The following is a 24705-nucleotide window of genomic DNA, read 5'->3' as shown; positions in this document are numbered from 1 at the left end:
GCAACGAGGCCATCGAAGACTAGGGCGGGGATCACGGTAGGAACGGTGTCCGAAAAATCCTCACCGTCATTGCGAGCGCAGCGAAGCAATCCAGGGATGCGGGACGCCTCAAGACCGCGCGGATCCCTGGATTGCTTCGCTGCGCTCGCAATGACGGGGTTAGTGGGCCCTACCCGTCCCGCAGCACCTCCAGCTCGAGCCAGCGGTCTTCGGCGGCGGCGAGTTCCGTCTCCGCCTGGGCGAGGGTGGCGCTCGCCTTCTCGAAGCGCGCCGGGTCGCGGGCATACAGATCGGGGTCGTCGAGGATGCCCTTGAGCTGGACGATCGCCGCTTCGAGCTTCTCAATGCGGGCCGGCAGAGTCTTCAACTCGTGCTGGTCCTTGAAGCCGAGCTTCGGCTTGCCGGCCGGGGGTGGCGCCTTGTCCCGGGGTTCCGCCCGCTCGGGTCTGGGCTCGGCCTTCCGGCCGGCCGCGCCGCGAGCCTCAACGCCCTTGCCCCGCTGGGTGAGCATGTCCGTATAGCCGCCGGCATACTCCACCCAGCGCCCCTCCCCTTCCGAGACCAGCACGCTGCCGACCACCCGGTCGAGGAAGTCGCGGTCGTGGCTCACGAGGAGCAGGGTGCCCTCGTAATCGTCCAGCATCTCCTGGAGCAGGTCGAGGGTCTCGAGGTCGAGGTCGTTGGTCGGCTCATCGAGGACGAGGAGGTTCGAGGGCTGCGCCAGGGCCTTGGCGATCAGCAGCCGGTTGCGCTCGCCGCCGGACAGCACCGACACCGGCGTGCGGGCCTGTTCCGGAGCGAACAGGAAGTCCTTCAGGTAGCCGATGACATGCCGGCTGCGGCCGTTGACGGTGACGCTGTCGCCCCGGCCCCCGGTGAGGACGTCGGTGACGGTCATGCCCGGCTCCAAGGCGGCCCGGCCCTGGTCGAGGATCACCGGCTTGAGATTCGTGCCGAGGACGATCTCCCCCGAATCGGGGGCGATCTCGCCCGTCAGGAGCTTGATGAGGGTCGACTTGCCCGCTCCGTTGGCGCCGACGATGCCGAGCCGGTCGCCGCGCATCACCCGGAGCGTGAGGGTCTCCACGATCCGCCGCTCGCCGTAGGATTTCGAGACGCCCCGCGCCTCGACGACCAGGGCACCGGACGCCTCGACGTCGCTCGCCTGCATGCTCACCGACCCGACCGGGCGGCGGTGCTCCCGACGGTCCTTGCGGAGGGCGTGGAGGTTGCCGAGGCGGCGAACGTTGCGCTTCCGCCGGGCGGTGACGCCGTAGCGCAGCCAATGCTCTTCGTCGGCGATCTTGCGGTCGAGCTTGTGCTGGTTGCGCTCCTCCTCTTCGAGGAAGGCGTCGCGCCACGCCTCGAATCCGGAGAACCCCTGCTCGATCCGGCGGGTCTCGCCCCGGTCCAGCCAGACGGTGGACCGGGACAGGGCCGAGAGGAAGCGCCGGTCGTGGCTGATGAGGACCAGGGCGGCCCGGATGCCCTTGAGTTCAGCTTCTAACCACTCGATCGCCGGCAGATCGAGGTGGTTCGTCGGCTCATCGAGGAGCAGCACGTCGGGCTCGGGCGCCAGGGCCCGGGCGAGGGCCACCCGGCGGCCCTCGCCTCCCGAGAGCCGGGACGGATCCTCCTCGCCGGTCATGCCGAGGCTTTCGAGCAGGTAGCGGGCACGATGGGCCGGATCGCCCGGGGCGAGGCCCGCTTCCACGAAGTCGAGGGTCGTGGTGAAACCGGAGAAGTCCGGCTCCTGCGCGAGGTAGCGGATGGTCGTGCCGGGCTGGACGAACAGCCGCCCCTTGTCGGGCTCCACGAGGCCGGCGGCGATCTTCATCAGGGTCGACTTGCCCGAGCCATTGCGGCCCACGAGGCAAGTCCGGTCGCCGGGGGCGATGGTGAGATCGGCGCGGGTGATCAGCGGCGTGCCGCCGAAAGTCAGCGCGGCATCCTGAAGGGTGAGAAGCGGGGGGGCGGCCATGGGGCGCTTATGGCAGCGACGCGCCGTGTCTTCAAACGCTGCGAAGGCCACAGACTCCGTGAGCGACCTCCGTCATTGCGAGCGCATCGAAGCAATGCAGGGGGCGCAACATCCGGGAATGGCCCGTTGCCCTGGATTGCTTCAGATCGTTCGCAATGACGTCGAGGGGGCGACAGCAATGAGTGGATGCAACGCCGCCGGGAACACTCACGCCGTGGGGTTGGCCGGTCCGGGCGGGCTGATCTCCGGGCCGCCGGGATCGTTCACCGGGATCTCCGGCGGCTGGATGCCGGGCGCTTCGGCGGGGGTGTTCCCGGGGATCTCCGGCGAGGGTCCGGGGGTGGGGATCTGCGGCGGATCGTAGGGCGTGTCCGGCGCAGGGCTCGGGGCCGGCTGGGGCACTTCCGGAACGGAACCGGGATTCGACATCTGGCGGTTTTCCTCGCTTGCAGCCCCTTCCCGGGGCCGTCGTGGCAAGGCGAACGGACCGGGAGCCGGGAGGTTCCGCCTACTTCTTGGTCAGGAGGAGGTTGCCTTCCTTGCTCGCGACCTTCTGGATCTTCTCCGCGAACAGGGCGAGCAGGAACGGCAGCTTTACCTCGAGCCGCACGCTCTCCGCGCCGACGTCGATCGTCCCGGCGATCTTCTGCGCCATGGCGGACACGCCGAAATCGAGGCGGTCCCCGGTCCAGCCGAGTTGATCGACGGCGATGCCGCTCTTGGACAGGAGCGCCCGGGCCTGTTCCGTCCCCTCCTCGAGCCGGCGCTTCGCCTCGGCCTGGCCGAGATCGTGCGGGATGTCGACGATGAGAGGCTTCGGCATGGGACGGACCGGGGTTGTGAGCGGCGCACGAGGCGCCGCGCGGTGACGGGGGGATCGAGAGCGAAACGGCCGGTGGAGAGCTTGGCTCCCGGTGCCGCGGCCCTCAGATGGGGTCTTGCTGCCCGTCCGGCAACGAAGGATCGCGCCACGAAAAAACGGGACGGCTCGCGCCGCCCCGTTCCATCGTGTTCCGTCGGGGCCTTCGGCCCAACCGTGAAACGCCCCGGGCGGAGCACCGCCCGGAACACGCCGCCGTCCAAGGGGACGGCCGCATGTCCTTAATCCTCGCCCTCGTTCGGCGGATCACCGGAGCCCGGCTTTCCGCGTCACGCCCTAACGGCCGAGGAAGATCGAAGCCAGCCGCTGGATCAGACCCCGCGGTGCGGGCGGAGGTGCGCTCTGCCCAGGGCCGTCCCCGATCTAAGCGTTGGCGGCGAAGGGGTGCTTGGCCGAGTTGCGCTGCTCGGTGACGGTCGCAGCCTTCGGCTCGCCGCTGACCGCGCGCTGGATCGACAGCTTCGTGGCCTCGTAGTTGTACTGCTGGATCTTGGCGTCGTCGGCCGCTTCCCAGTGGATGAACACGCCGACCAGCACGTACAGGTCGTCGGCCTCGTCCGCCGGGATGATGCCTTCGGCGACGCAATCCTGCACCGCCTTCGCCACGCCGTGCTGGGCCGGTCCGAACATCTGCACCGCCTGGCGGGCATCGTTGATCGTGACCTTGTTGAACATCAGCGTGTTCGGCTTGCACGGCAGGTTCGGCGCGATCACCGCGAGCAGGCTGGTGAAGCCGTGCTTGTTGTTGGTCAGGCCGTTGCAGAACGCGGTCTCGGCGGGCGAGCCGCGCGGTCCGATGATCAGGTCGATATGGGCGACCTCGTTGCCATCGCCGACGAGAGCCTCGCCGACCATAACCTTGTTGATCTTCGCCATTCGGTGTCTCTCCCTGAATCCGTAAAGAGGCTGCGGCGCCGGACGAAGCCGCTGCCGGAAAGCCATCCTTGTTGTCGGCGCCCGGCCATCCCTCACTGGGCGAACCGGGCCGGTTGGGCCGGACAGCGGCGGGACCCTACAGCGGGGCCCTTTCTGTCACAAGGCGCGCAACGCCCTGATTTTGAGGAATATCTCTGTGCCGACGAAAGGATTGCGCGTGATACGGCAGGCGGAAGCCCACGCCCGCGGTCCGATCAACCCAGCGATGCGCCAGCCTCGACCAAGGCCCTCCAGAAAAGGGTTGCCACGGTGAAATCAGCGCTGGTGCCGGGATTGATACCCTGCTCCTTCAACTCCGTGTCGAATGCGAGCAGGGCCGCCACGGGCCGGCTCGCCATATCGATCTCCGCCCTCAGCGCCGCGGCCCGGTCCCGGACCGCGCGGGCCGTGACCTCCCCGTGCTTGCGCAGGACATGGCTGTCCGGGAAGGCGGCGAGGTAGGCCAGATGCACTGCGCTCGCGGACCAGGGCGCGTCGAGCCCCACCGCCCGGGCGGCCTCCAGCGCCGGAAGACCGACCTCGCGCACGTCCTCGAAGGCGGTGACGTAGGCCCGGGCGATACGGTCCCGGGGGGCGGCCTCGGCCATGGCCGCGGAGAGCGGGGGCGGCTCGGCCTCCTCCGCGGTGACGTCGTAGCGGGTGGCTTGGCCGAGGCCGCCGGGCGAGGCGAGGCGGATCGCGGCGAAGACGTCCCTCGCATCCTCCGGCCCCAGCCGCCCTAACGCAGCCGCCAGGGTGATGCCCTCCTCCGCTGCCAGGGCGAGGGGCGCGCAGAGGAGCAGGATGCCGAGGTTGGTGTTCTGCCCCACCGCCTCCCGGGTGGCGGCGACGCCTCCGAGCACCCGCGCTCCGACCCCCGAACCAGCCTCCGCGAGCGGCCCGGCGGAGACCTCGGCGCTCCGGGCGAAGTCGGCCACCTCCATCCGGTGCCCGGCGGCGTAGGCGTGGACGTTGCCGACCTTCAACGCGTCGAGTTCGGCGTGGCAGGCATCCCGGTAGAGGCCGGCGATCCGTTCGGGATGGAGCATTGGTCGGGGCGCCTTTCGTTGGGATCCTTCACGGAAGACGACAGACCTCTCCCGCCCAACCCCCTCATGCTGAAGTGCTGCGGAGCAGCCTCGCAGGAGGGCTCCGGAAGGCTCCGCGATCCCTGGAGCCCTCCTTCGAGGCCCGCTGGCGCGGGCACCTCAGGATGAGGCGGTCTAAGAATTGTGATGCGGCGGGGGCCGTTCAGGCGACGACGAGGCGCGGGCGCGTCTGCGCCCGCACCGCCGTCAGGAAGCCGCGCACCACGCTCGCCGCGATATCCACCTCGCAGACGGTCTGGAGGCCGGACCATGCCGGCATGGAGTTCACCTCCAGCACCGCGTAGCCGCCCACCCCGTCCTCGACGAGGTCGACGCCGGAATAGGCGACGCCCACCGCGGCCGCCGCGGCCTCGGCGAGTTCGGCGGCCGCCGGGGGCATCGCCCAGGGCAGGGGCCTACCCCCGCGGTGGACGTTGGTGATCCAGCCATCGCCCTCGCGGATCATCCCGGCGACAGCCCGGCCGTCGCAGACGAACACGCGAAAATCCCGCCACAGGCCGTCCCGGCGGGGGACGTAGCGCTGCAGGTAGAACACCCGCGAGACCGCTTCCTCCTCCGGAAGGTCCTCGGGCCGCTCGATCAGGGCGAGGCCTTCCCCCTGGGAACCGAACAGGGGCTTGAGGACCAGGGGATTTCCGGGCCTCGCCTCACGGGTGGCGACGGCGGCGGCGGCCTCCCGGGTGGAGACGACCCAGGTCTCCGGCGTCGGCAGGCCGGCGCGGGCGACGAGGAGCGAGGTCGCCGCCTTGTCCACCGAGCGCTCGATGGCCACGGGCGAGTTCCAGACGACGCAGCCCGCGGCGACCAGGGCGTGCAGCACGCCGAGACGCATGGTCGTCGCCTCGAAGGTGCCCCCCGCGATGGTCCGCAGCAGCACCCCGTCCGGCAGGGCGCCGTCGAAGCCCGGCACCCGGAGGGGCTCGCCGGCCCCGGTCTCGATGGTCACGTCGGCCAGGGAGAACAGCACCGGCTCGACTCCCTGCGCCCGGAGGGCCGCCAGGAGCCTTGCCTTGTGCCAGTTGCCATTATCGGCCGCGAGGGCGATGCGCATGGATGTCAGCTCGGGAGAGATCCCTCCCCCGCTGCGGGGGAGGGGTGGCCGCGTCAGGCGAAGGACGCATCGACCAGGGACGGCTCCAGGCGGCCGCCCCGGAAGGTCGCGCCGGTGCGCACCGAGGTGACGATCGCCTCCGCCGGCGAGAACAGGGCGCCGTCGATCTTGTAGAAGTCGCCGTTCACCCGGGAAAAGATCTCGGCGAAGGGCGATCCGTGGTCGGCCGAGCCGGTGGAGGGCAGTTGCTCGGCGAGCTGGCGGGCGTCGGCCTCGTCCGCATCCACGAAGAGCTGCACCCGGCCGCCGTAGATGATGGCATCGTTGGTGCGGCCCATAGCCTTGATGAAGTCCGGATGCGGCGGCGACAGGGGCGCCGACCCGATCCCATCGATGATCGCGTGCAGGTCGAATCCGACCGTGTGCGCCTTGTGCAGGGCGACTTCCAGAACGCGGGAGACGACCTGGGTGGCGCCCGCGAGGCTCTGGGTCGGGGCGAAGATGAAGGTCAGGTCCTCGGGGGCGACGCCCGCCGCCTCGGCGACCTTGGCGACGACGCTCTCCGGCGGGCCGCCGGCCGATTCGAGGACGAGGACCGTCTTGGTGGCCGTGTCGCGGTAGCCGAGCTCGCCGTAGAGGTCTTCGACGGCGGCCACCGCACGGCCGGGGCCGGAGCCGAGGGCGAAGAAGCCCGAACCGCCGGTCTCGTCGGCGAGGCTCCAGCCGGCATACTGGCTGCCGAGGCAGGCTAGGACCGGATCCGCCGTGTGGACGGTGACCGTGTAGGGCCACGAGGCCACCGGGCCGGTGGGTGCGATGGTCACGGTGCCGAGGCCGCCGAGGCAGATCTCGGCGATGCGCCGGCCCGCCTCGATGGAGCCGCGGGCCGCCGACCCGGCATCGATCATCCGCGCGCCGCCGGGGGCCTGCGAGACGGCCAGCCGCAGGGCTCCCGCATCGGCGACGAGGCGCTCGACCAAGGGGGCGCTCAGCGCGTTGATGCTCGGGTGGCTGGGGCTGTCGCTCATACTGGGGCTTCCTCGTCCTTGGTGTTCTCGTTCAGGGCGATCCGCAGCCGCTCCATTCGCGAAGCGAGGGCGGCACGGGCCGATTCTCCGTCGGCGCCCGTGGCGAAGACGGTGCAGAGCGGCGCATCACGCCGCACGGTGCTGCCGGCGGCGGGCCGGTCGCGCACATGATCGGGCCATGCGACGGCCGGGACCGGCGCATGGTCGGTGCGGGCGTAACAGATCGCGCCGGCCGCCGCATCCACCGGCGACGCTCCGATCGACATGGCCGCGCCCCCGCCAAGGCATGCCTCCATGTGGGCCGCGAGCAGGGGCACGGAGCGCCTGTCCAGCAGGTCCAGGGTGGCGCCGGGGCGCGGATTGACCTCCGTGAGCCACCAGCGAGACCCGTCCGAGAGGAAATCCACGCTGGCGAGGCCGACGAGCCCGGTCGCCCGGGCGATCCGTTCGGCCGCCTCCGACACGGCGGCGACGAGGGCGGGCGGCAGGGGATGCTCCTCTCCCGGTGCGAAGGCTACGGCGCTGCCGTAGCGGAAGGGCTGACCCGGGGACGGGGCGCACCCTTGCGCCGTCACCGCCAGGACGCGGACGGTGCCCGCCCCGGCCAGCACGTTGACCGCGTAGGGAAGTCCGCCGACCCGGGCTTGAAGGTAATGGCCGGGCTCCGGCACATCTGCGGTCGCTTGGCGGATATGGCCACCGCCGGAGCCGCCCACGGCCTTCATCAGCCAGCGGGACGGGTCCGCCACCGGTCCGGCGGATACGGCGGGATGCGGTAGCCCGAGCCGGCCGCAGAGATCGGCCAAGGCGAAGGGATCCTTCAGGACGCCGACCGCCTCGCCGGATGTCCCGATCAGGCGGTACCGCCGGCCGATCTCCGTGATCAGGCCCGGATCGTCCTCGAACCCGCTGCCGAGGATGACGCCAAGGGTCCCGCCGGCCTCCGCCGCCAGGGCGTCCAGGCTTTCTAGGACCGAGCCGGCGACCATGCCCCGGCCGAAACGGCCCGGCATCACCCGGCAGGACTCGGCGAGGGCACAGGTATCGTCGTCGCCGAACAGGTCCGCCACGTAGGGGCGCAGGCCGGCCCGCCGTGCCGCCTGCGCGAGGGCACGCCCGGACTGCGCCGCGATCAGGACGGCTGCGTCCATGCGGTCAGAAATCAGCCGGCGATCTCGACCGCGAGGGGATAGGCGTCGCGGAAGTCGAGGCAGAGGGGCGTGTCGGATTCGAGCATGCGCTGGAAGAGACGCCGCTGGGTCTGATACTTGACGTTGCCCACGGCGAGGGCGCCGATGCCGAAGCCCCTGCCCCCCGGCAATTCCACATCGACGGCGTTGACGTCGATCCCCGCGATGCCGGCGGGGGGAACGGCATTCACGTCGGAGGCGACGAGGAGCTTGCCCGCATGGGACAGATCCTCGGCCGAGAGGATCGGAATGCCGGCCGGGCCGGCGGAGAGGATCACGTCGGCGTCGCGGATCGCCTCGCGGCGGTCGGCGGGGGTCGTGCCGTCCACGGCGCCGACCTCCACGCCGAAGCGCCATTTCATGGTGAAGGCGATCTTGGAGACCCGCTCCTCGCCGTCATGCCCCACCAGGACTGTCTTGGCGCCTTCCAGGGCGCCGATCACCGCCGCCACGTAGGCCACGACGCCCGCGCCGCCGAAGATCACGATGCGCTTGCCCTTGAGGTCGGTGCCGAACTTCACCCTCAGCGCCCGGGAGATCTGCGCCACCATCGCCGCCCCGGTGGTGAACGAGCCCGCCGGATCGGCGAAGACATGGTTCACGAAGGGCGGGACGAAGGCCTTCTTCGCCCGGTCGACCATGTCGAGGGCGTCCTCGGCGTTCTTGCCGCCGATGAAGATGCCGGTGCGGGTGCCGTCCTGCGGCGAGCGGGAGAAGATCGAATCCTGGGTCAGCGACACCACGTCCGAGAGGCTCACCTCGGTATAGGTGATGAGGGTCTCGAAGCCGGCATCGACGGCCATATTCACGTCGAACGGGCTCATGTGCCGGAGCGGCGTGAGCATATGAAGGATCGAGCGGGCCATTTCTTCGACCTCTCCCTTTCGGCGACCCCGCCGGGGCCGTGCCTCAAACAAGTCCCCCGGGAGCCATTCGGTCAAGCCGAACCCGCGTCAGGCGCAGATCCCCCCGGCGACCGTTGCACCCGTATTGCGCCCACGGGTAATCAGGAAGGATAAATTTTCCCCCCTGCTCAGCGTGGCCACGAGGGTGCGGGCCTCGTCCTCGGACCGCGCCAGGATGAAGCCCGTGGGCCCCCACGAACTCTGGCCGTAGCCGGCGACGCCCCGGCGCGCGGCCTCGGCCAGCACCGCGGCCACCGCCGCGCTGGCATAGCGCCCACCCTGATGCGGGGCGAAATGATCGCCCACGAGATCCTGCATCCGGGTGATCCCCGCCCCGAAGGAATCCGCATCGCCCGTGACGCAGGCCGGCAGCACTTGCATCAGGACGATTCGGCAGATCTCGGCGGCCTGGGCCTCGGGGAAGCGCGGCAGGTCGCGGAACGCCTCGACTTCGCGGGTGCCGTGGACCCCGGCCATGGAGGTGTCGAGGATGAGGACCAGCCGCCACGCCTCCGGGAAGGGCAGCCGGGCCACGACCGGCGGGGGCGAGGCGTCGGCCCCGCGCCCGCCATCGACGATCAGCCCACCCTCGGTGAAGGCGCGCAGGCCGACGCCGGAGCGGTTCCCCCGGTCGAGGGCGTTGGAGAAAGCCTCGGGCGAGAAGGGCCGCCCGGCGAGCCGCGCTAGGGCGACGGCCACGGCCAGGGCCAGCTGCGTGCCGGACCCGAACCCGGCATGGGCGGGAATCGCCCTCTCCACCCGGATGGCGACGCCCGTCCCGACCTCGAGATGGCCCGCGGCCGCGGCGGCATAGCGCCGGACGCGCTCGGCCTCCGGCCCTTCCACATGAAGCGTCGGGGCGGGACGGGCCGTGAGCAAGAGGGCGGGCGAATCGATGGCGAGCCCGACGCTGCCGAACCGGCGTCCGAGACCGCCATGCAGGTCGAGGAAGCCGAAATGCAAGCGCGCGGGCGCTTCGATGCGCACGCTGTCCGTGCTGGATTCGGGGGCGTCGGCCACGGCGATCCCCTTCCTCCCGGTCACTGCGTCGGATCTCGGGCGCTTCTCACACGGGAGCCCCGTCGGGGCAACCGGGTCCGGACGCCTGACGCCGGTGCCGGGCGGGTCGGTTGCGCGTGGCGGTGCGTTCCCTGTGTGAGGGCCCTTGCCGGAGTGAGGGCCCTTGCCGGATGCGTCCGATGGAGGCAAACCTAGCCCGGCGACGGCGTGCCGAGTTTGCCGTTCGTTCGGGTTTCCCCGGGCGGGCAGGCCATTCCGAGCCGGCGGGCTTCCTGTGAAGTCCCGCTCAACCGGTCTTACGGCCGTCGCCCGCCCGACAGATATCGCGACTGGCAGGCCCCCGGGCCCGTCATGCCGACAAGAACGATCGAGCGAGGGGAGCAATGCCAGCCTGGGTCAAAGGCGCGGCCACCGACATCGACGCCGCCATCGGTGCGGCGGCCGACCTGTTGGGCGCGGCGCGGATGCCGGTCATCGCCGGCCTCAACGCGGAAGTCTCCGCCATCCGAGCGGCCTTCGATCTGGCGGGGCGCGTCGGCGGCTCCCTGGATACGGACGGCGCGGCCGGGACCTATGCCGAACTCGGCGCCCTGAGCCGGGTCGGCGCGATGACCTCGACCCCCGCGGAAGTGGTGGGCCGGGCCGATGCCGTGCTCGTCGTCGGGGCCAATCCCTGGACATCCGAACTCATGGGGCGCGTCGTCGGCTCCGCGCCGTCGCGGGGCCGGGCCGCGGGCGCCGAGCGCTCCCTCCTGGCGCTGGGTGCCCCCACGAACCGCGCGTCCTTTGCCGTCCCGGCCGAGGGTGGCGTGCTGTCCGCGCTCGCGCAGCTGCGGGCCCATGTCCGCGGCCATCTGGCCGACGACTCACCCTTCGCCGAACTGTCAAAGAGGCTGACGTCCTCCCTCTACGCGGCCGTCCTCTACGACCCCGCCGAGATCGGCGAGATGGGCGTCGAGACGATCCAGGGCCTCGTCGTCGACCTGAACGACACGACCCGCGTCTTCTCCCTGGCGGTCCCGGGCCAGACCGTGAACCAGGACCGGGCCGTCGTCCCGGTCTCGGCCTGGACCACGGGGCAGGCCCCCCGGGTCGGCCTCGGCCGGCGGGTGCCGGAACACGACCCCTGGCGCTTCGACGCGGCGAGGCAGGTGGCGGCCGGCGAGGCCGACGCCGCCCTGTGGCTCGCCTCCGTCCCCGCCCCCCGGCCCGATTGGCTGACGAAGGTGCCCTCCATCGCCCTGGTCGGCGAGGCGAGCGCCGATGCGGCGCAGGTGGTGATCGCGGTCGGCGTCCCCGGACGGGATGTCGGCGGCGTGTTGTGGAACGAGACCCGGGGCGCCCTGACGTACTGGCCGCCCCGTTCGGGGGGATCCGCCCCGGCGGACCTGCCTACGGCGGCTTCCGTGCTGGAGCGGCTGACGAAGAGCCTCGCGGCGAGGAGTGGGACCGTATGCTGAGCGTGATCCGGGGCGGGCGCGTCGTCGATCCGACCGCGTCCCGCGACGCCGTCGGCGACGTCTGGATCGAGGACGGCCGGGTGGTGGATGCGCCGGGGCGCGAGCCCGACAGAATCATCGACGCGGCCGGCTGCGTCGTGATGGCCGGCGGCGTCGAGGTGCACTCGCACATCGCGGGTGGGAACGTGATCACCTCCCGGCTGCTCCTGCCGGAGCTCTACGTGAGCGAGGCGGCGCCCGAGGGGCACCCCTTCGCCCATGCCGGCGGGGCCGCCGCGTGGATCGGCTCGACCTATGCGCGGATGGGTTACACCACCGCCGTCGAGCCGGCGATGCCGCCGACCCATGCGCTGGCGACACAGCTCGAGCTCGCCGACATCCCGCTCCTCGACCGGGGCGCCCTGACGGTGATGGGCAACGACGACCAGCTGCTGCAACTGCTCCGCGACGGCGCGGGCAAGGCAGCGGTGCGGGACCTCGTCGCCCTCAACGTCGCGACCTCCCGCGGGCTCGGGGTGAAATGCATCAATGCGGGCGGCGCCTCGGCCTTCAAGGACGGCGCCCTGAAGCTCTCCCTGGACGACGAGATCCCCTGCTACGGGCTCTCGACGCGGAAGATCATGGGCTCGCTCCTCAATGCGGTGGAGGAGATCGGCGTGCCGCATCCGCTGCACGTCCATTGCAACAACCTCGGCCTGCCGGGCGCCGACGATTCCTTCGTCGCCACCCTGGACGCGGCGGAGGGTCGGCGCATCCACTTCGCCCACGCCCAGTTCTATGCCTATGGCGAGGCCGAAGACGGCAAGGGATTCCGCTCGGCCGCCGAGCGGATCACCCGCGCCATCGCCGACAATCCGCAGGCCACCCTCGACATCGGGCAGGTGGTGTTCGGCCAGACTGTGACGGTCTCCCTCGACATCCTGCGCCAGTTCGCCGGCCGCAAGGGCGCCAACCCAAAGAAGTGGGTGCTGAACGCGGGCGATGCCGAGGGCGGCGGCGTGGTGCCGTTCCTCTACCGGCCGAAGGGGCCGACCTCGTCCCTGCAATGGGCCATCGGCCTGGAGATCATGCTCCTGTCGCCCGACCCGGAGCGGACGATCCTCACCACGGACCACCCGAACGGTGGCCCGTTCACCCAGTATCCGCGCATCATCCATCTGCTCATGGACCGGGGCGAGCGCGAGCGCGAGATCGCCACCCTGCCGGGCATCGTCGGTGAGCGAAGCGGCCTGCCGGGGATCGAGCGGGAATACAGCCTGTCCGAGATCGCGCAGCTGACGCGCTCCGGTCCGGCGAAGCTTTTGGGCCTGACCGACCGGGGGCACCTGCGCGCCGGGGCACGGGCGGACGTGGCGGTCTATCGCGACGACCCGAACCGCACGGCGATGTTCACCGCCGCCAAGCTCGTATTGAAGGACGGGGTGCCGATCGTCGAGGACGGCGAGGTGGTGGAATGGCGCGCCGGTCGCACCCTGTCCCTCACCGTCGAGTCGGACAAGGCGATGGAGAAGCACGCCGACGCCTACCTCACCGATCGGTTCGGCACGGGGCTCGACAGCTTCACCGTGCCGGACGAAGCGTTCGACCGCCCGACCTTCGAGGCCGTGCCATGCCGGGCATGATGCTTACGGCTTATCCCCTCCCCGTCATTGCGAGCGCAGCGAAGCAATCCAGGGCAGCGGAACGTTCTGAAACCTTAGCGCATCCCTGGATTGCTTCGCTGGCGCTCGCAATGACAGTGAGTAAGCGGAGAGGCGACACTGCCCCACGGGGAACCGAAGTCTGATGTCCAGTGACCTCACCCTCAACGGCATCCGCGTCGTCGACACCTTCGCCGAGGCGTTCGACGTGGCCGGCACCGCCATCGTCGTCACCAACGACACGGCCAAGTGGGCGATGATCGCCGCCACGACCATGACAGGCTTCGCCACCTCCGTGATCGGCTGCGGCGCCGAGGCCGGGATCGACGCCATTCTGTCCCCCGACGAGACGCCGGACGGGCGGCCAGGCGCGCGCATCCTGCTGTTCGGCTTCGAGCCGAACGGCCTCAAGGAGCAGCTGATCAAGCGGGTCGGTCAGTGCATCCTCACCTGCCCCGGCACCGCCTGCTACGCGGGCGTCGAAGGGCCGAAAAAGATCAAGCTCGGCGGGGCGATCCGCTATTTCGGCGACGGGTTCGCCATCGCCAAGCGCGTGCCCGACGCCACCGGCAAGGAGCGCCGTTACTGGCGCATCCCGGTGATGGACGGCGAATTCCTCTGCGAGGATTCTGTCCGGGCCGTCGAGGGCGCGGTGGGGGGCGGCAACCTGCTGTTCCTCGGACGCACCCATGCTGAAACACTGAAGGTCGCCGAGATCGCGGTGGAGGCGGCCGCTGCCGTGCCCGGCGCGATCCTGCCCTTCCCCGGCGGCATCGTCCGTTCCGGCTCGAAGGTCGGCGGGCGGACCAAGGGCATGATGGCCTCCACCAACGACGCCTACTGCCCGACCCTCAAGGGCCGGGCCGGCTCGGCCCTTCCGCCCGAATGCGGCGTGGTGCTGGAAATCGTGATCGACGCCCTGACATCGCAGGCCGTGGCCGAATCGATGCGGGCGGGGCTCCACGCGGCCACCGAGATCGGCGAGCGGCACGGGCTGATCGCCGTCACGGCGGGCAATTACGGCGGCAACCTCGGCCGCCACCATTACCATCTGCGCGACCTGCTCGCGCCCGCCAACGGCCAGGAGGGCTGAGCCTTGAGCACCCTCACCTTGCGGGAGGCGCCCCCCGAGCGCCTCGACTTCCTCTCCATCAGCCCGCTCTCCTTGAAGGGCCTGTCCCAGGGCGAGGCGGAACGGCTCGAGGTCGGCACCAGCCGCCGGGGCGTGCGGCTGGGCGATTGCTTCGCCGTCTCCCTCGACGGCTCCGACACCCTCACCATCGAGGGCGGGCACGAGCGCCTCGACCATGTGGGCGCATCGCTCTCCGACGGGGCGATCCGCGTCGTCGGCGATGTCGGCCAGCGCTGCGGCGCCGGCATGGCGGCCGGGACGGTCACCGTCACCGGGAATGCCGGGCCCTACGCGGGATCCGGGGCCACCGGCGGTACGATCACCATCGAGGGCGATGCGGGCGATTTCGCCGGCGGGGCGGTCTATGCGGCCAAGGCCGGGCTCGACGGGGCTACGCTGATCGTCCACGGCAATGCCGGCGACCATTGCGGCGACCGGATGCGCCGGGGCCTGATCCTCGTCGGCCGGGCCGGCGCCCATGCCGGATCACGGATGATCGCGGGCACCATCGCCGCCCTTGAGGTCGGCGACCTGCCGGGCTTCGGCATGCGCCGGGGTACCCTCGTCACGGGCAAGCACGGGGCGCTCTCGCCCACTTTCGTGGAGACGGGAAGCCACGACCTCGTGTTCATGCGCCTCCTCGCCAAGCAGCTGCGTTCCCTGAGCGAGGCCCATGCGGATCTCCTCGCCAAGCCCCTGCGGCGCTACTCCGGTGACCTTGCGACGCTGGCCAAGGGCGAGATCTGGGTCTCCGCCTGACCGCATGCGCCTGCGCCTCCGGGGCGCGGGCGCCGGGCCTGTCCACGGGACGCTGGACCGGATTATGCTGGTCTCAAGCCGGCCCGACATGATGGCTGGCATTCGGGAGGTCCTGCGTTGCTGCTCTTGTTGTCCGCCTGCCTCATCGCCCAGCCCGCCACCTGCCGCGACGAGCAGATCCCGGTGGGCGGCGGCGCCGCCAACGCCTTCATCTGCCTGCGCAATTCCCAGAGCGTCCTGGCCCAGTGGCAGGACGAGAACCCCGAATGGCACGTGGAGAAATGGCGCTGCGCCGCGAAGGCGCCGCCGCAGAAGCCGTGAAGCCGGTGATGTGCCTGGACCGTCATTGTGAGCGCAGCGAAGCAATGACGGCCGTGGTGGGGGGCCGCGCGGCATGCGCTCCCTGAAAGCCCGCTTCGCGATCCTGTTCGCCGGAGGCGCCATCGTCGTGCTCCTGGCGGCGGCCGGCGTGCTGGCGGCGATCGGCGTGGCGGAACGGACGGTGGACCGCACCCTGGGGGCGCAGAGCCGCCTCGAACTCCTGGCGGAGCTGTCCGGCCGGCTGACCCAGTTCGGCCTCGCCGCCGTGGAGACCGTCGGCAACCCCGACGGTCAGCCCGAGGCGATGGCCATCGCCCGCGCCAACGTCGACACGGCCTTGAGGGCCGTGGACGAGGCGATGGCGCGCAGCTTCCCCCCGAGCACCGACCCGACGGACCGGATGCAGTACGCCATGCGCTCCCGTCCGATGTCGCAGCTGCGGGGCGCACGGGTGATCCTCGACCGGCAGGTCGCCCTGATCAGCCGGCAGATGGATCCGGAGAAGCGACAGGATTCGATCAAGGGCGCCCTCAACGGCTTCGGGGCGATGACGGGCCAGCCCCTCTCCTTCCTGATCGAGGCGGAACGGCGGAGCATGACCCGCGGCTCGGAGGAGGCGCGCGAATTGTCGAGCCGCCTGCGGGTGGCGGCGGTGGTCGCCGTCGCGGCGGCGCTGGCGCTGCTCGTGATCCTCTACCGGCTCCTCACCCGGCCGATCCTGGCACGGATCGACGAGGTGCGGCTGGCGGCCAGCGCCATCGGCCGGGGCGCCCTCGACACAAGACTGCCGGTCCAGTCCCGGGACGAACTCGGCCTCCTCATGGCCAACGTGAACCGGATGGCCGCCCGCCTCGCCCGGCGGGAGGAGCACGTCGCCGCCGACCGGGCCGCCCTCGAATCCACCGTCGCCGCCCGCACCGCCGACCTGCGCGCCGCCAATGCCCGGTTGGAAGCCGTCGACGTCTCCCGCCGCCGTTTCTTCGCGGATGTCAGCCACGAATTGCGCACGCCCCTCACCGTCATCCTCGGCGAGTGCGACATCGCCCTGCGCTCCGCCGCCCGGACGGCCGACCCGGTCCCCGCCTTCACCACCATCCGCAAGCGCGCCCAGCGCCTGAAGCGTCGCGTCGAGGACCTGCTCCGGGTCGCCCGCTCCGAAACGGGGGAGATCGAGCTCGACCGCCGGCCGCTGAGCATCGCCGCCGTCCTGGCCGAGGCGGTGGACACCATGGCGTCCGAAGCCGCCCGCCGCCGTGTGGCCCTCGACCTCGTCCCCGGCGCGGAAGATGTGGAAAGCGTGGCCGACCGGGAATGGCTGCGCCAGACCGTCGAGAGCCTCATCGACAACGCCCTGCGCCATGCCACCGGGCTGACCCGGGTGGAGGTCGCCGTCGTGCGGATCGAGGGGCCGGCCGCCCGCATCATGGTGAGCGACGACGGCCCCGGTTTCGGGGCGTCGGAGGCCGAGTTGACCGAGCGGTTCCGGCGCGGGACCCGGGCGGCGGGGGCACCGGCCCCGGACGAGACCGGCTTCGGGATCGGCCTCGCCCTGGCCCGCTGGATCGTCGAGCAGCACGGGGGCGCGATCCAACTTGGGCAAGCTGAGGCCGGACGGGGTGCCCGCGTCTGCTTGGATATCCCCGCCATCGACCACGTTAGAGAATCACACGGGTCTGGCGCCATCGCTGCCGCCGGGAAGCTGAGGGAGCCGGCCGCATGACGCGGATCCTGATCGTCGAGGATGACATCGACATCCGGGGCCTGCTCGCCCGGGGCCTCGAAGCGGAAGGGTTCGAAGTCGGCACCGCCGACAGCGTCGGCGACGCCCTCAAGGCCGCCCGGGATCCCGCCCCCGGTGCCGTGCTCCTCGATGTCGGCCTGCCCGACGGTTCGGGTCACGAAGTCTGCCGGTCCCTGCGGGAAGGCGGCTTCTCCGGCCCGATCCTGTTCCTGTCGGCCCGGGACGAGATCCGCGACCGGGCCGAGGGCCTCGCGATCGGCGCGGACGACTACATCGTCAAGCCGTTCGAGTTCGACGAACTGGTCGCACGGCTGCGGACCCACTTGATGCGCCGGGAGCAGGCCGAGGCGCCACGCTCCCGCCTCGTCGCGGGGCGGCTGCATTTCGACCTCGACACCCGGCAGGTGAGTTGCGGGGAGGCCAGCGCCCGCCTGACCCCGCGGGAGGCGGAATTGCTCGCCATGCTCATGGACAGTCTCGGCAAGCCGGTTTCCCGCGCCGAGATCTTCGACCGGCTCTGGGCCAGCCAGGGCGGTCTCTCCCTCAACGTGGTCGATGTCTATATCGGCTATCTCCGTTCGAAGATGGCCGACTTCGTGCGCTATGGCGGGCCGGTGCTCACGACGGTCCGCGGCAAGGGCTTCATGCTGGAACCGAAGGGACCGGATTTCCGCCAGTGACGCGCGGTGCTTCCACGCCGCCGCCGCGTGTCCTGACATCGGAAGAAACCGTTGTGGACGTCCGAAGAAGTCCAAAAACCCTTTCCGTCCTTGCGAGCGCAGCGAAGCAATCCAAGGTAGCGGGACATTGCCAGTTCGTGGCGCGTCCCTGGATTGCTTCGCTGCGCTCGCACGGACGGGGTTGGCAGCCGAGCACGGTCTGGAACGCCGTCTTCGACCTTCGTGGGGGGGAGGGGTGCGACGCCACGCAGAATTATTTCGTCGGATCAATCTCTTCCGCCGGCCTCTCACGAAAAATTTGGGAGGATCCGGCAATTTGCCGCTTGAATGCGGGGCGCAAATGGACAATATCGGTCCCGCGCCAGAAACGAGAGCGCCATCAGTGTCTTAGGGTCCTCTTAGGATCGATCTGAGGACGCTCGGTGAACGAAATACTAAGGAGAAACACCATGGCCTGGGCTGCCCCCGTCGTGTCCGAGATCTGCGTCGGCATGGAAGTGACGAGCTACGAGTCCGCCGAAATCGACACGTTCAACTGAGTTTACGCGGGCCGGGGATCGCGGGGGACGCAGAGCATGCGCGTCGTGGTTCTCGGCTCCGCTGCGGGCGGCGGGCTTCCTCAATGGAATTGCCGCTGCCCGATTTGCTCCCTCGCCCGGAGCGAACCGTCTCGCGTTCACCCCCGGACGCAGTCGAGCATCGCGGTGTCCGCCGACGGCGCCGAGTGGCTGCTGATCAACGCCTCGCCCGATATCCGCCAGCAATTGTTCGACAACCCGGTGATGCATCCCCAGGAGGGATTGCGTCATTCCCCGATCCGCGCCGTTCTGCTCACCAACGGCGACGTCGATCACGTGGCCGGGCTGCTGACGCTGCGTGAGGGCCAGCCCTACACCCTCTACGCGACGCCGGGCATCCTCGACTCCGTCAACGCCAACCGGGTGTTCGACGTGATGGCCGAGGGCGTCGTCGCCCGGCAGAACGTGGCTTTGGAAACGCCCTTCGAACCCCTGCCCGGCCTGAGGGTCACCCTCTTCGCCGTGCCGGGCAAGGTGCCCCTCTGGCTCGAAGGGGCGGAGGTCGAGATCGGCGCCGCCACCGAGACCACGGTGGGCGCGATGATCGAGGCGGGGGGAAAGCGTCTTGCCTATGTCCCCGGCTGCGCCCTCGTGAACGACGAGGTCCGGCGGCGCCTCGACGGGGCGGACGCCCTGCTCTTCGACGGCACCGTGCTGCACGACGACGACATGATCCGGGCCGGCGTCGGCACCAAGACCGGCTGGCGGATGGGACATGTGCCCATGCGCGGCGCGAACGGCTCGATCGAGGCCCTGTCGGGGATCGCCATCGGCCGCCGGGTCTTCGTCCACATCAACAACACCAACCCGGTCCTCGTGGAGGGTTCGGCGGAGCGGGCCGGCGTGGAGGCCGCGGGCTGGACAGTCGCCCATGACGGGCTCAGCCTGACCCTGTGAAGGACCGCCGTCATCGCTGCGGATGACGGTGACGGCGGCATCGGGGCCGCACCGGTTTGAGTCTGCCGCCTGCGCCCCTACATGAAGGGCAAGGCTCGCCGGAACCCGAAAGGGGCCGGGACACAAGAATCCCCATGGGCAACAGCCGAGAACGGACGCCGGAAACGCCATGAACGCCATCTTCCCGACCCCGGATGCCACCGGGAGCGACCGCCTCCTGAGCCCGGACGAACTGGAAGCCGCCCTGCGCGACATCGGCGCCCGGCGCTACCACATCCTGCATCCGTTCCACCGGCTGCTGCACGACGGCAAGCTGTCGAAGGATCAGGTCCGGGCCTGGGCGCTCAACCGCTACTATTACCAGGCGATGATCCCGGTGAAGGATTCCGCCGTCCTCGCCCGGATGCACGATGCCGAGCTGCGCCGGATCTGGCGGCAGCGCATCGTGGACCATGACGGCGACGGCCCCGGCGACGGCGGCATCGAGCGCTGGCTGAAGCTCGCCGAGGGTGTCGGCTTCCGGCGCGACTACGTGCTCTCCACCGACGGCATCCTGTCGGCGACGAAGTTCGCCGTGGAGGCCTACGTGCATTTCGTCGCCGAGAAGTCCCTGCTCGAAGCCATCGCCTCGTCGCTGACTGAGATGTTCTCGCCGACCATCATCTCCGAGCGCGTCGCCGGGATGCTGAAGAACTACGACTTCATCACCAAGGAGACGCTCGCCTACTTCGACAAGCGCCTCACCCAGGCGCCCCGCGATGCGGATTTCGCCCTCGACTACGTCAAGAAGCACGCCACGACGCCGGAGCTGCAGCGCCAAGCGATGGCCGCGCTGACCTTCAAGTGCAACGTCCTGTGGGTGCAGCTCGACGCCCTGTACTTCGCCTATGTCGCCCCGGGGATGATCCCGCCGGATGCATGGAAGCCGGGCGAGGGTCTTGTCGCCGACGGACCGGCGCCGGCCACCGGGCCGCGCAAGACCGCCCCGGGCGACACCCCTCGCCTGCCCCGCGGCGTGCGCCTGCGCTACGACGAGACGCGGTCAAAGCATGTCCTGCTCGCCCCGGAGCGGACCTTCGACCTCGACGACAACGCCGTCGCCGTCCTCAAGCAGGTGGACGGCTCGCGGACCGTGTCCCAGATCGCCGACGAACTTGGCAAGGTCTACGCGGCCGACCCGCGGGCGATTGAGGCCGACATCTGCGTGATGCTCGACGGTTTGGCGGAGAAGCGGGTCTTGGAGCGATGAACGCACAGGCGCCGATCCGTCCCGAAGCGCCGGCACCGGTGGGGCTCCTGGCGGAGCTGACCCACCGCTGTCCCCTGCGCTGCCCCTATTGCTCGAACCCGCTGGAACTGGACCGTCGCTCGGGGGAACTCGACACGGCCACATGGCAGCGGGTGCTGACGGAGGCGGCCGGCCTCGGCGTGTTGCATGTCCACCTGTCGGGCGGCGAGCCGACCGCCCGCAACGACATCGTCGAGATCACCAAGACCTGCGCCGACCTTGGCCTGTACTCGAACCTCATCACCTCCGGCGTCGGCGGCGCCCTCGACAAGCTCCAGGCGCTGTACGACGCCGGGCTCGACCACGTGCAGCTCTCCGTCCAGGGCGTCGATGCGCAGAATGCCGAGAAGATCGGCGGCCTGAAGAACGCGCAGCCGCAGAAGATGGTCTTCGCGCAGAAGGTGGTGGAACTCGGCCTGCCGCTGACCCTCAACTCGGTCATCCACCGGGGCAACATCCACGAGGTGGCGGGCTTCATCGACTTGGCGGTGACGCTCGGGGCCAAGCGCCTCGAGGTGGCGCATACGCAGTATTACGGTTGGGCCTACGTCAATCGCGCGGCGCTGATGCCCAACAAGGCCCAGGTGGACGAGTCGATCCGCATCGTGGAGGCCGCCCGCGAGCGGCTGAAGGGTCAGCTCGTCATCGATCTCGTGGTGCCGGATTACTACGCCAAGTACCCGAAAGCCTGTGCCGGCGGCTGGGGCCGCAAGCTGATGAACGTCACCCCCCAGGGTAAGGTCCTGCCCTGCCACGCGGCGGAGACGATCCCCGGCCTCGAGTTCTGGCATGTCACGGACCACTCACTCGGGGAGATCTGGCGCGACTCCCCCGCCTTCACCGCCTATCGCGGGACGGACTGGATGCAGGAGCCCTGCCGGTCCTGCGACCGCCGGGAGAAGGATTGGGGCGGATGCCGCTGCCAGGCGCTCGCGCTGGCGGGCGACGCCGCAGCGACGGACCCGGCCTGCTCCCTGTCTCCGCTGCACGCCAAGGTGCGTGCCCTCGCCGTCGAGGAGGCGGCTGAAACGCCCCCCGACTATGTCTACCGCACGATCGGCAGCAACATCCGCTCGCCGCTGAAAGAAGGTGCCCCTTCGTGAGACTGACCCCCGTCGCGGCTGCCTTCGCCCTCACCCTGTCCGTACCGGCCTTGGCCACGGCCACGGAATCCCCCGCGCCGACGCAAGCCAACGCCCCGGCCGCCAAAGCCCCGGCGTCCACCCCGGCCGCGGGCGACCTGCTGTTCGAGCAGCCGCAGATGAAGAATGCGGCACCCGGCAGCACGATCACCTACGATTACATCCGCCGCTCCGGCATCGCGAAGGGGCCCTTCGGCGCGCCCCTCCAGGACCAGATCACCATCAAGGTCGAGCCGGGCAAGCAGGCCGATGCCAGGGACATGCAGGTGGAGATGTTCTCCGGCCTGAACCGCCGTCCGGCGGGTCCCTTCGAGGACATGACCGGCAACCCGGTCGTTCCCCTGTTCCTCGAGAACCATGTCATGGCGCTCTCGAAGGTTCTGGAGGCGAACCCGCGCTACCTGAAGCTCGCGATCCGCAAGGGCCTTCGGGAGAAGGCCACCGTCACGCCGGTCAAGGTACCGTTCGACGGCAAGGAGGTCGATGGCTGGCGCATCGAGATGAAGCCCTTCGAGGGCGATGCGATGGGCGAGCGGATGCGCGGCCTGGACACCCTGACCTACACGTTCGTGACCTCTCCCGCGGTGCCGGGTGAGATCGTTTCCATGGAAGCCGTGTCCAAGACCAAGGACGGCGGCGAGTTGTTGGAGGAGAAGCTCGGCTATGAGCAGAAGGCTGGCTAACCTCGGCGGCATGGCCGCCCTTGCCCTCGTTGTCGGGCTCGCCGCCGCCCCCGGCTGGGCCGCCGACGAGAACGATTACCCGACCGATGCGCGGGTCGATTACGTGTTCGGCTGCATGGCCGCCAACGGGCAGACCCGCGAGAGCCTGGAGAAGTGCTCCTGCTCCGTCGATCAGCTCGCGGCGATCCTGCCCTACGACAAGTACGTGCAGGCGAGCACGATCCTGTCGATGCGTCAGGGCATCGGGCAGCGGGCAAACGAGTTCAAGTCGACCAAGATCTTCGACGACAAGGTCGCCGACCTGCGCCGGGCCCAGGCCGAGGCGGAGATCCGCTGCTATCGCGGGTAATGCAAAGCACTGTCCTTCCTTGCGAGCGGAGCGACGCCATCCAGGGATCCGCCGACGTCCCGTGGCGTCCCGTTGTCCTGGATTGCTTCGCCGAGGCTCGCAAGGACGAGTGAGGCTCTGAAGTCTCGTCCGCGTGGCGCCTCCCCGTTGCGCCCCATCCCGGTTTCCCTCACACCGGTCCCGTGACCGAGATATCCCCCTCCCCTGCCCTGTCCACACTGCTTCCAGACCTTGGAAAGCGGACGCTCGTCATGGGCATCCTGAACGTCACCCCGGACTCCTTCTCTGACGGCGGGCTCTTCGTCGGCGAAGCCGAGGCCCTCGCCCAGGCCGAGCGGCTGGCGGCCGAAGGCGCGGCGATCCTCGACATCGGCGGGGAATCGACGAGGCCGGGCCATACCCCCGTTCCGGCCGCGGAGGAGCAGGCCAGGGTGCTCCCGGTGATCCGGGCGCTGGCCGGGCGGCTGACGGTGCCGATCTCCATCGACACCTACAAGGCCTCGACGGCCGAGGCGGCGCTGAAGGCCGGGGCGCGGATCGTCAACGACGTCTGGGGTCTGCAGAGGGACCCGGACATCGCGCCGGCGGCGGCGGCGCATGGGGCGCCGGTCATCGTCATGCACAACCGCGAGACGATCGATCCCGGCATCGACATCGTCGCCGACATGCTCTCCTTCTTCGATCGGTCCCTAGCCATCGCCCGCCGGGCCGGCATCCCGGATGCGGACATCGTGCTCGATCCCGGCGTGGGCTTCGGCAAGAGCTGGGAGCAACACCTGGAGGCCCTGCGGTGCCTGCCCCGGATCCGCGCGCTGGGCTTCCCGCTCCTCGTCGGTGTCTCGCGAAAATCGCTCCTCGGGCGGCTGCACGACCGGGAAACCAAGCCCGCCGACCGCCTCTACGGGTCGCTCGCCGCCCATGCCCTGGCGGGCACCCTCGGGGCCGACATCGTGCGCGTGCATGACGTGGCGGCCCATGTAGACGCCATGCGCGTCGTCGATGCGGTGATGCGCCCGGAGACGCGGACGTGAGCGACCATATCCGCGTCGAGGGCATCGCCGTCTACGGACGACACGGGGTGCTGCCCGAGGAGGAAACCCTCGGCCAGCGCTTCTACCTCGGGCTCGATGCCGAACTCGCCCTCGCCGCCGCCGGCCGGGCGGACGACGTGGCGCTCACAGTCAGCTACGCCGACCTCACCGCCATCGCGGTGGCCATCGCCACGGAGCGGCGTTTCAAACTGATCGAAGCCCTGGCCGAGACCATCGCCCAGGAGATCCTCGCGGGCTTCCCCGCCATCGCGGCGATCACCGTGCGAGTCGATAAGCCGAGTGCGCCGGTTCCGGCAATCCTTGAGCGCGTGGGCGTCACGATTACCCGCAGGCGGGAGGCCGCCCAGTGAAGGCGTGGCTCGGAATCGGCAGCAACATCGGCGACATGGCCGCCACCCTCGACCGGGCGGTGGGGGCGCTCGCCGCCGTGCCCGGCATCCGGGTCGTCGCCCGGTCGTCGGATTACCGCACGCCGCCCTGGGGCAAGACCGATCAGCCGTGGTTCCTCAACGGCGCGGTCGGCATCGAGACCGACCTCACCCCGCACGCCCTGCTCGATGCCTGCCAAGCCATCGAGCACGGGCTCGGCCGGGTGCGAGAGGAGCGCTGGGGCCCCCGGATCATCGACATCGACGTTCTGGCCTACGAAGGCGCCGCCGTGGACGACGAACGTCTCGTCCTGCCGCACCGCTATGTCCGGGAGAGGGCCTTCGTGCTGGTGCCCCTGGCCGAGATCGCCCCTGACCTCGTCATCGGCGGCGAACGGGTGAGGGACGCCCTCGCCAAGCTCGACCCAACGGGGATCGAACGGGTTTAGTGCGGGCTCGCCCCGGCTTGCATCCGCGCTCCCCGCCCTGCGGGAATGATTGCGACGCCGATCCCTCCCTCGTCCTCATCCTGAGGT

The 24705-nt window shown here is 70.2% G+C and carries 26 protein-coding genes; 16 read left to right on the top strand and 10 right to left on the bottom strand.

Annotated elements, in window-relative coordinates; genetic code table 11:
• Positions 1–169 precede the first annotated feature (169 nt).
• From MFF22_RS19920 to MFF22_RS19875, 10 genes are all read right to left on the bottom strand, one after another.
• Entirely contained in the window at positions 170–1981 is a 1812-nt protein-coding gene (locus tag MFF22_RS19920; RefSeq protein WP_238251587.1) for an ATP-binding cassette domain-containing protein, read from the bottom strand.
• Positions 1982–2188: 207 nt separating this feature from the next.
• Complete coding sequence (locus MFF22_RS19915; RefSeq protein ID WP_238251577.1) at positions 2189–2410, bottom strand: hypothetical protein; 222 nt, start codon at positions 2408–2410, stop codon at positions 2189–2191.
• 79 nt (positions 2411–2489) lie between these two features.
• Complete coding sequence (locus tag MFF22_RS19910; protein WP_238251575.1) at positions 2490–2804, bottom strand: polyhydroxyalkanoic acid system family protein; 315 nt, start codon at positions 2802–2804, stop codon at positions 2490–2492.
• A 420-nt stretch (positions 2805–3224) separates the two neighbouring features.
• Entirely contained in the window at positions 3225–3737 is a 513-nt protein-coding gene (gene fae, locus MFF22_RS19905) for a formaldehyde-activating enzyme (RefSeq protein ID WP_238251573.1), read from the bottom strand.
• 254 nt (positions 3738–3991) lie between these two features.
• Positions 3992–4825, bottom strand: a complete 834-nt coding sequence (locus tag MFF22_RS19900; RefSeq protein WP_238251571.1) for a triphosphoribosyl-dephospho-CoA synthase — start codon at positions 4823–4825, stop codon at positions 3992–3994.
• A gap of 202 nt (positions 4826–5027) precedes the next feature.
• Positions 5028–5936 (bottom strand): ATP-grasp domain-containing protein, encoded by a 909-nt coding sequence (locus tag MFF22_RS19895; protein ID WP_238251570.1) that lies wholly within the window; start codon positions 5934–5936, stop codon positions 5028–5030.
• Between the two features lie 53 nt (positions 5937–5989).
• Positions 5990–6964 carry a methenyltetrahydromethanopterin cyclohydrolase gene (mch, locus tag MFF22_RS19890; protein WP_238251560.1) on the bottom strand — a complete coding sequence of 325 codons (975 nt, stop codon included), beginning with the start codon at positions 6962–6964 and terminating at the stop codon, positions 5990–5992.
• A complete protein-coding gene (locus MFF22_RS19885; RefSeq protein WP_238251557.1) occupies positions 6961–8115 on the bottom strand; it encodes an ATP-grasp domain-containing protein in 1155 nt (384 codons plus the stop codon). The genes mch and MFF22_RS19885 overlap by 4 nt, the downstream gene beginning before the upstream one ends.
• An 11-nt stretch (positions 8116–8126) precedes the next feature.
• Positions 8127–9020 (bottom strand): NADP-dependent methylenetetrahydromethanopterin/methylenetetrahydrofolate dehydrogenase, encoded by an 894-nt coding sequence (locus tag MFF22_RS19880; protein ID WP_238251555.1) that lies wholly within the window; start codon positions 9018–9020, stop codon positions 8127–8129.
• 87 nt (positions 9021–9107) lie between these two features.
• Entirely contained in the window at positions 9108–10103 is a 996-nt protein-coding gene (locus MFF22_RS19875; protein WP_238251553.1) for a beta-ribofuranosylaminobenzene 5'-phosphate synthase family protein, read from the bottom strand.
• 359 nt (positions 10104–10462) lie between these two features.
• Between MFF22_RS19875 and MFF22_RS19870 the strand changes: the two genes are divergently transcribed.
• The 16 genes from MFF22_RS19870 to folK all read left to right on the top strand — a co-directional run bounded on the left by MFF22_RS19870 (position 10463) and on the right by folK (position 24618).
• Positions 10463–11539 carry a molybdopterin-binding domain-containing protein gene (locus MFF22_RS19870; protein ID WP_238251551.1) on the top strand — a complete coding sequence of 359 codons (1077 nt, stop codon included), beginning with the start codon at positions 10463–10465 and terminating at the stop codon, positions 11537–11539.
• Entirely contained in the window at positions 11533–13161 is a 1629-nt protein-coding gene (locus tag MFF22_RS19865; protein ID WP_238251550.1) for a formylmethanofuran dehydrogenase subunit A, read from the top strand. Before MFF22_RS19870 ends, MFF22_RS19865 begins: the two co-directional genes overlap by 7 nt.
• Before the next feature lie 163 nt (positions 13162–13324).
• Positions 13325–14272, top strand: coding sequence for a formylmethanofuran--tetrahydromethanopterin N-formyltransferase (gene fhcD, locus MFF22_RS19860; RefSeq protein WP_238251542.1), 948 nt, complete (start codon positions 13325–13327; stop codon positions 14270–14272).
• Positions 14273–14275: 3 nt separating this feature from the next.
• On the top strand, positions 14276–15070 hold the full coding sequence (locus MFF22_RS19855; RefSeq protein ID WP_238251534.1) for a formylmethanofuran dehydrogenase subunit C: 795 nt from the start codon (positions 14276–14278) through the stop codon (positions 15068–15070).
• 117 nt (positions 15071–15187) lie between these two features.
• Positions 15188–15391 (top strand): hypothetical protein, encoded by a 204-nt coding sequence (locus tag MFF22_RS19850; protein ID WP_238251525.1) that lies wholly within the window; start codon positions 15188–15190, stop codon positions 15389–15391.
• A gap of 73 nt (positions 15392–15464) precedes the next feature.
• A complete protein-coding gene (locus MFF22_RS19845; RefSeq protein WP_238251523.1) occupies positions 15465–17111 on the top strand; it encodes a sensor histidine kinase in 1647 nt (548 codons plus the stop codon).
• Positions 17108–17812 (top strand): response regulator transcription factor, encoded by a 705-nt coding sequence (locus tag MFF22_RS19840; protein ID WP_238251521.1) that lies wholly within the window; start codon positions 17108–17110, stop codon positions 17810–17812. The genes MFF22_RS19845 and MFF22_RS19840 overlap by 4 nt, the downstream gene beginning before the upstream one ends.
• A 449-nt stretch (positions 17813–18261) precedes the next feature.
• Positions 18262–18351, top strand: a complete 90-nt coding sequence (gene pqqA / locus MFF22_RS19835) for a pyrroloquinoline quinone precursor peptide PqqA (RefSeq protein WP_238204934.1) — start codon at positions 18262–18264, stop codon at positions 18349–18351.
• A 36-nt stretch (positions 18352–18387) separates the two neighbouring features.
• Positions 18388–19287, top strand: coding sequence for a pyrroloquinoline quinone biosynthesis protein PqqB (gene pqqB, locus MFF22_RS19830; protein WP_238251518.1), 900 nt, complete (start codon positions 18388–18390; stop codon positions 19285–19287).
• A gap of 169 nt (positions 19288–19456) precedes the next feature.
• A complete protein-coding gene (gene pqqC / locus MFF22_RS19825; protein ID WP_238251516.1) occupies positions 19457–20536 on the top strand; it encodes a pyrroloquinoline-quinone synthase PqqC in 1080 nt (359 codons plus the stop codon).
• The gene (pqqE, locus tag MFF22_RS19820) at positions 20533–21678 is read left to right on the top strand and encodes a pyrroloquinoline quinone biosynthesis protein PqqE (protein WP_238251515.1); all 1146 of its coding nucleotides are present in this window, start codon (positions 20533–20535) and stop codon (positions 21676–21678) included. The genes pqqC and pqqE overlap by 4 nt, the downstream gene beginning before the upstream one ends.
• Positions 21675–22400, top strand: a complete 726-nt coding sequence (locus MFF22_RS19815; protein ID WP_370877485.1) for a hypothetical protein — start codon at positions 21675–21677, stop codon at positions 22398–22400. The genes pqqE and MFF22_RS19815 overlap by 4 nt, the downstream gene beginning before the upstream one ends.
• Positions 22381–22749, top strand: a complete 369-nt coding sequence (locus MFF22_RS19810) for a hypothetical protein (RefSeq protein WP_238251513.1) — start codon at positions 22381–22383, stop codon at positions 22747–22749. The genes MFF22_RS19815 and MFF22_RS19810 overlap by 20 nt, the downstream gene beginning before the upstream one ends.
• A gap of 251 nt (positions 22750–23000) precedes the next feature.
• The gene (gene folP, locus MFF22_RS19805; protein WP_238251512.1) at positions 23001–23780 is read left to right on the top strand and encodes a dihydropteroate synthase; all 780 of its coding nucleotides are present in this window, start codon (positions 23001–23003) and stop codon (positions 23778–23780) included.
• Positions 23777–24151, top strand: a complete 375-nt coding sequence (folB, locus tag MFF22_RS19800; protein WP_238251510.1) for a dihydroneopterin aldolase — start codon at positions 23777–23779, stop codon at positions 24149–24151. The genes folP and folB overlap by 4 nt, the downstream gene beginning before the upstream one ends.
• Positions 24148–24618, top strand: a complete 471-nt coding sequence (gene folK / locus MFF22_RS19795) for a 2-amino-4-hydroxy-6-hydroxymethyldihydropteridine diphosphokinase (protein ID WP_283206198.1) — start codon at positions 24148–24150, stop codon at positions 24616–24618. The genes folB and folK overlap by 4 nt, the downstream gene beginning before the upstream one ends.
• Positions 24619–24705: the final 87 nt, after the last annotated feature.

It is taken from the genome of Methylobacterium persicinum (assembly GCF_022179525.1).
Lineage (GTDB): Bacteria > Pseudomonadota > Alphaproteobacteria > Rhizobiales > Beijerinckiaceae > Methylobacterium > Methylobacterium persicinum.
This window is presented reverse-complemented; position numbering and strand designations above follow the sequence as displayed.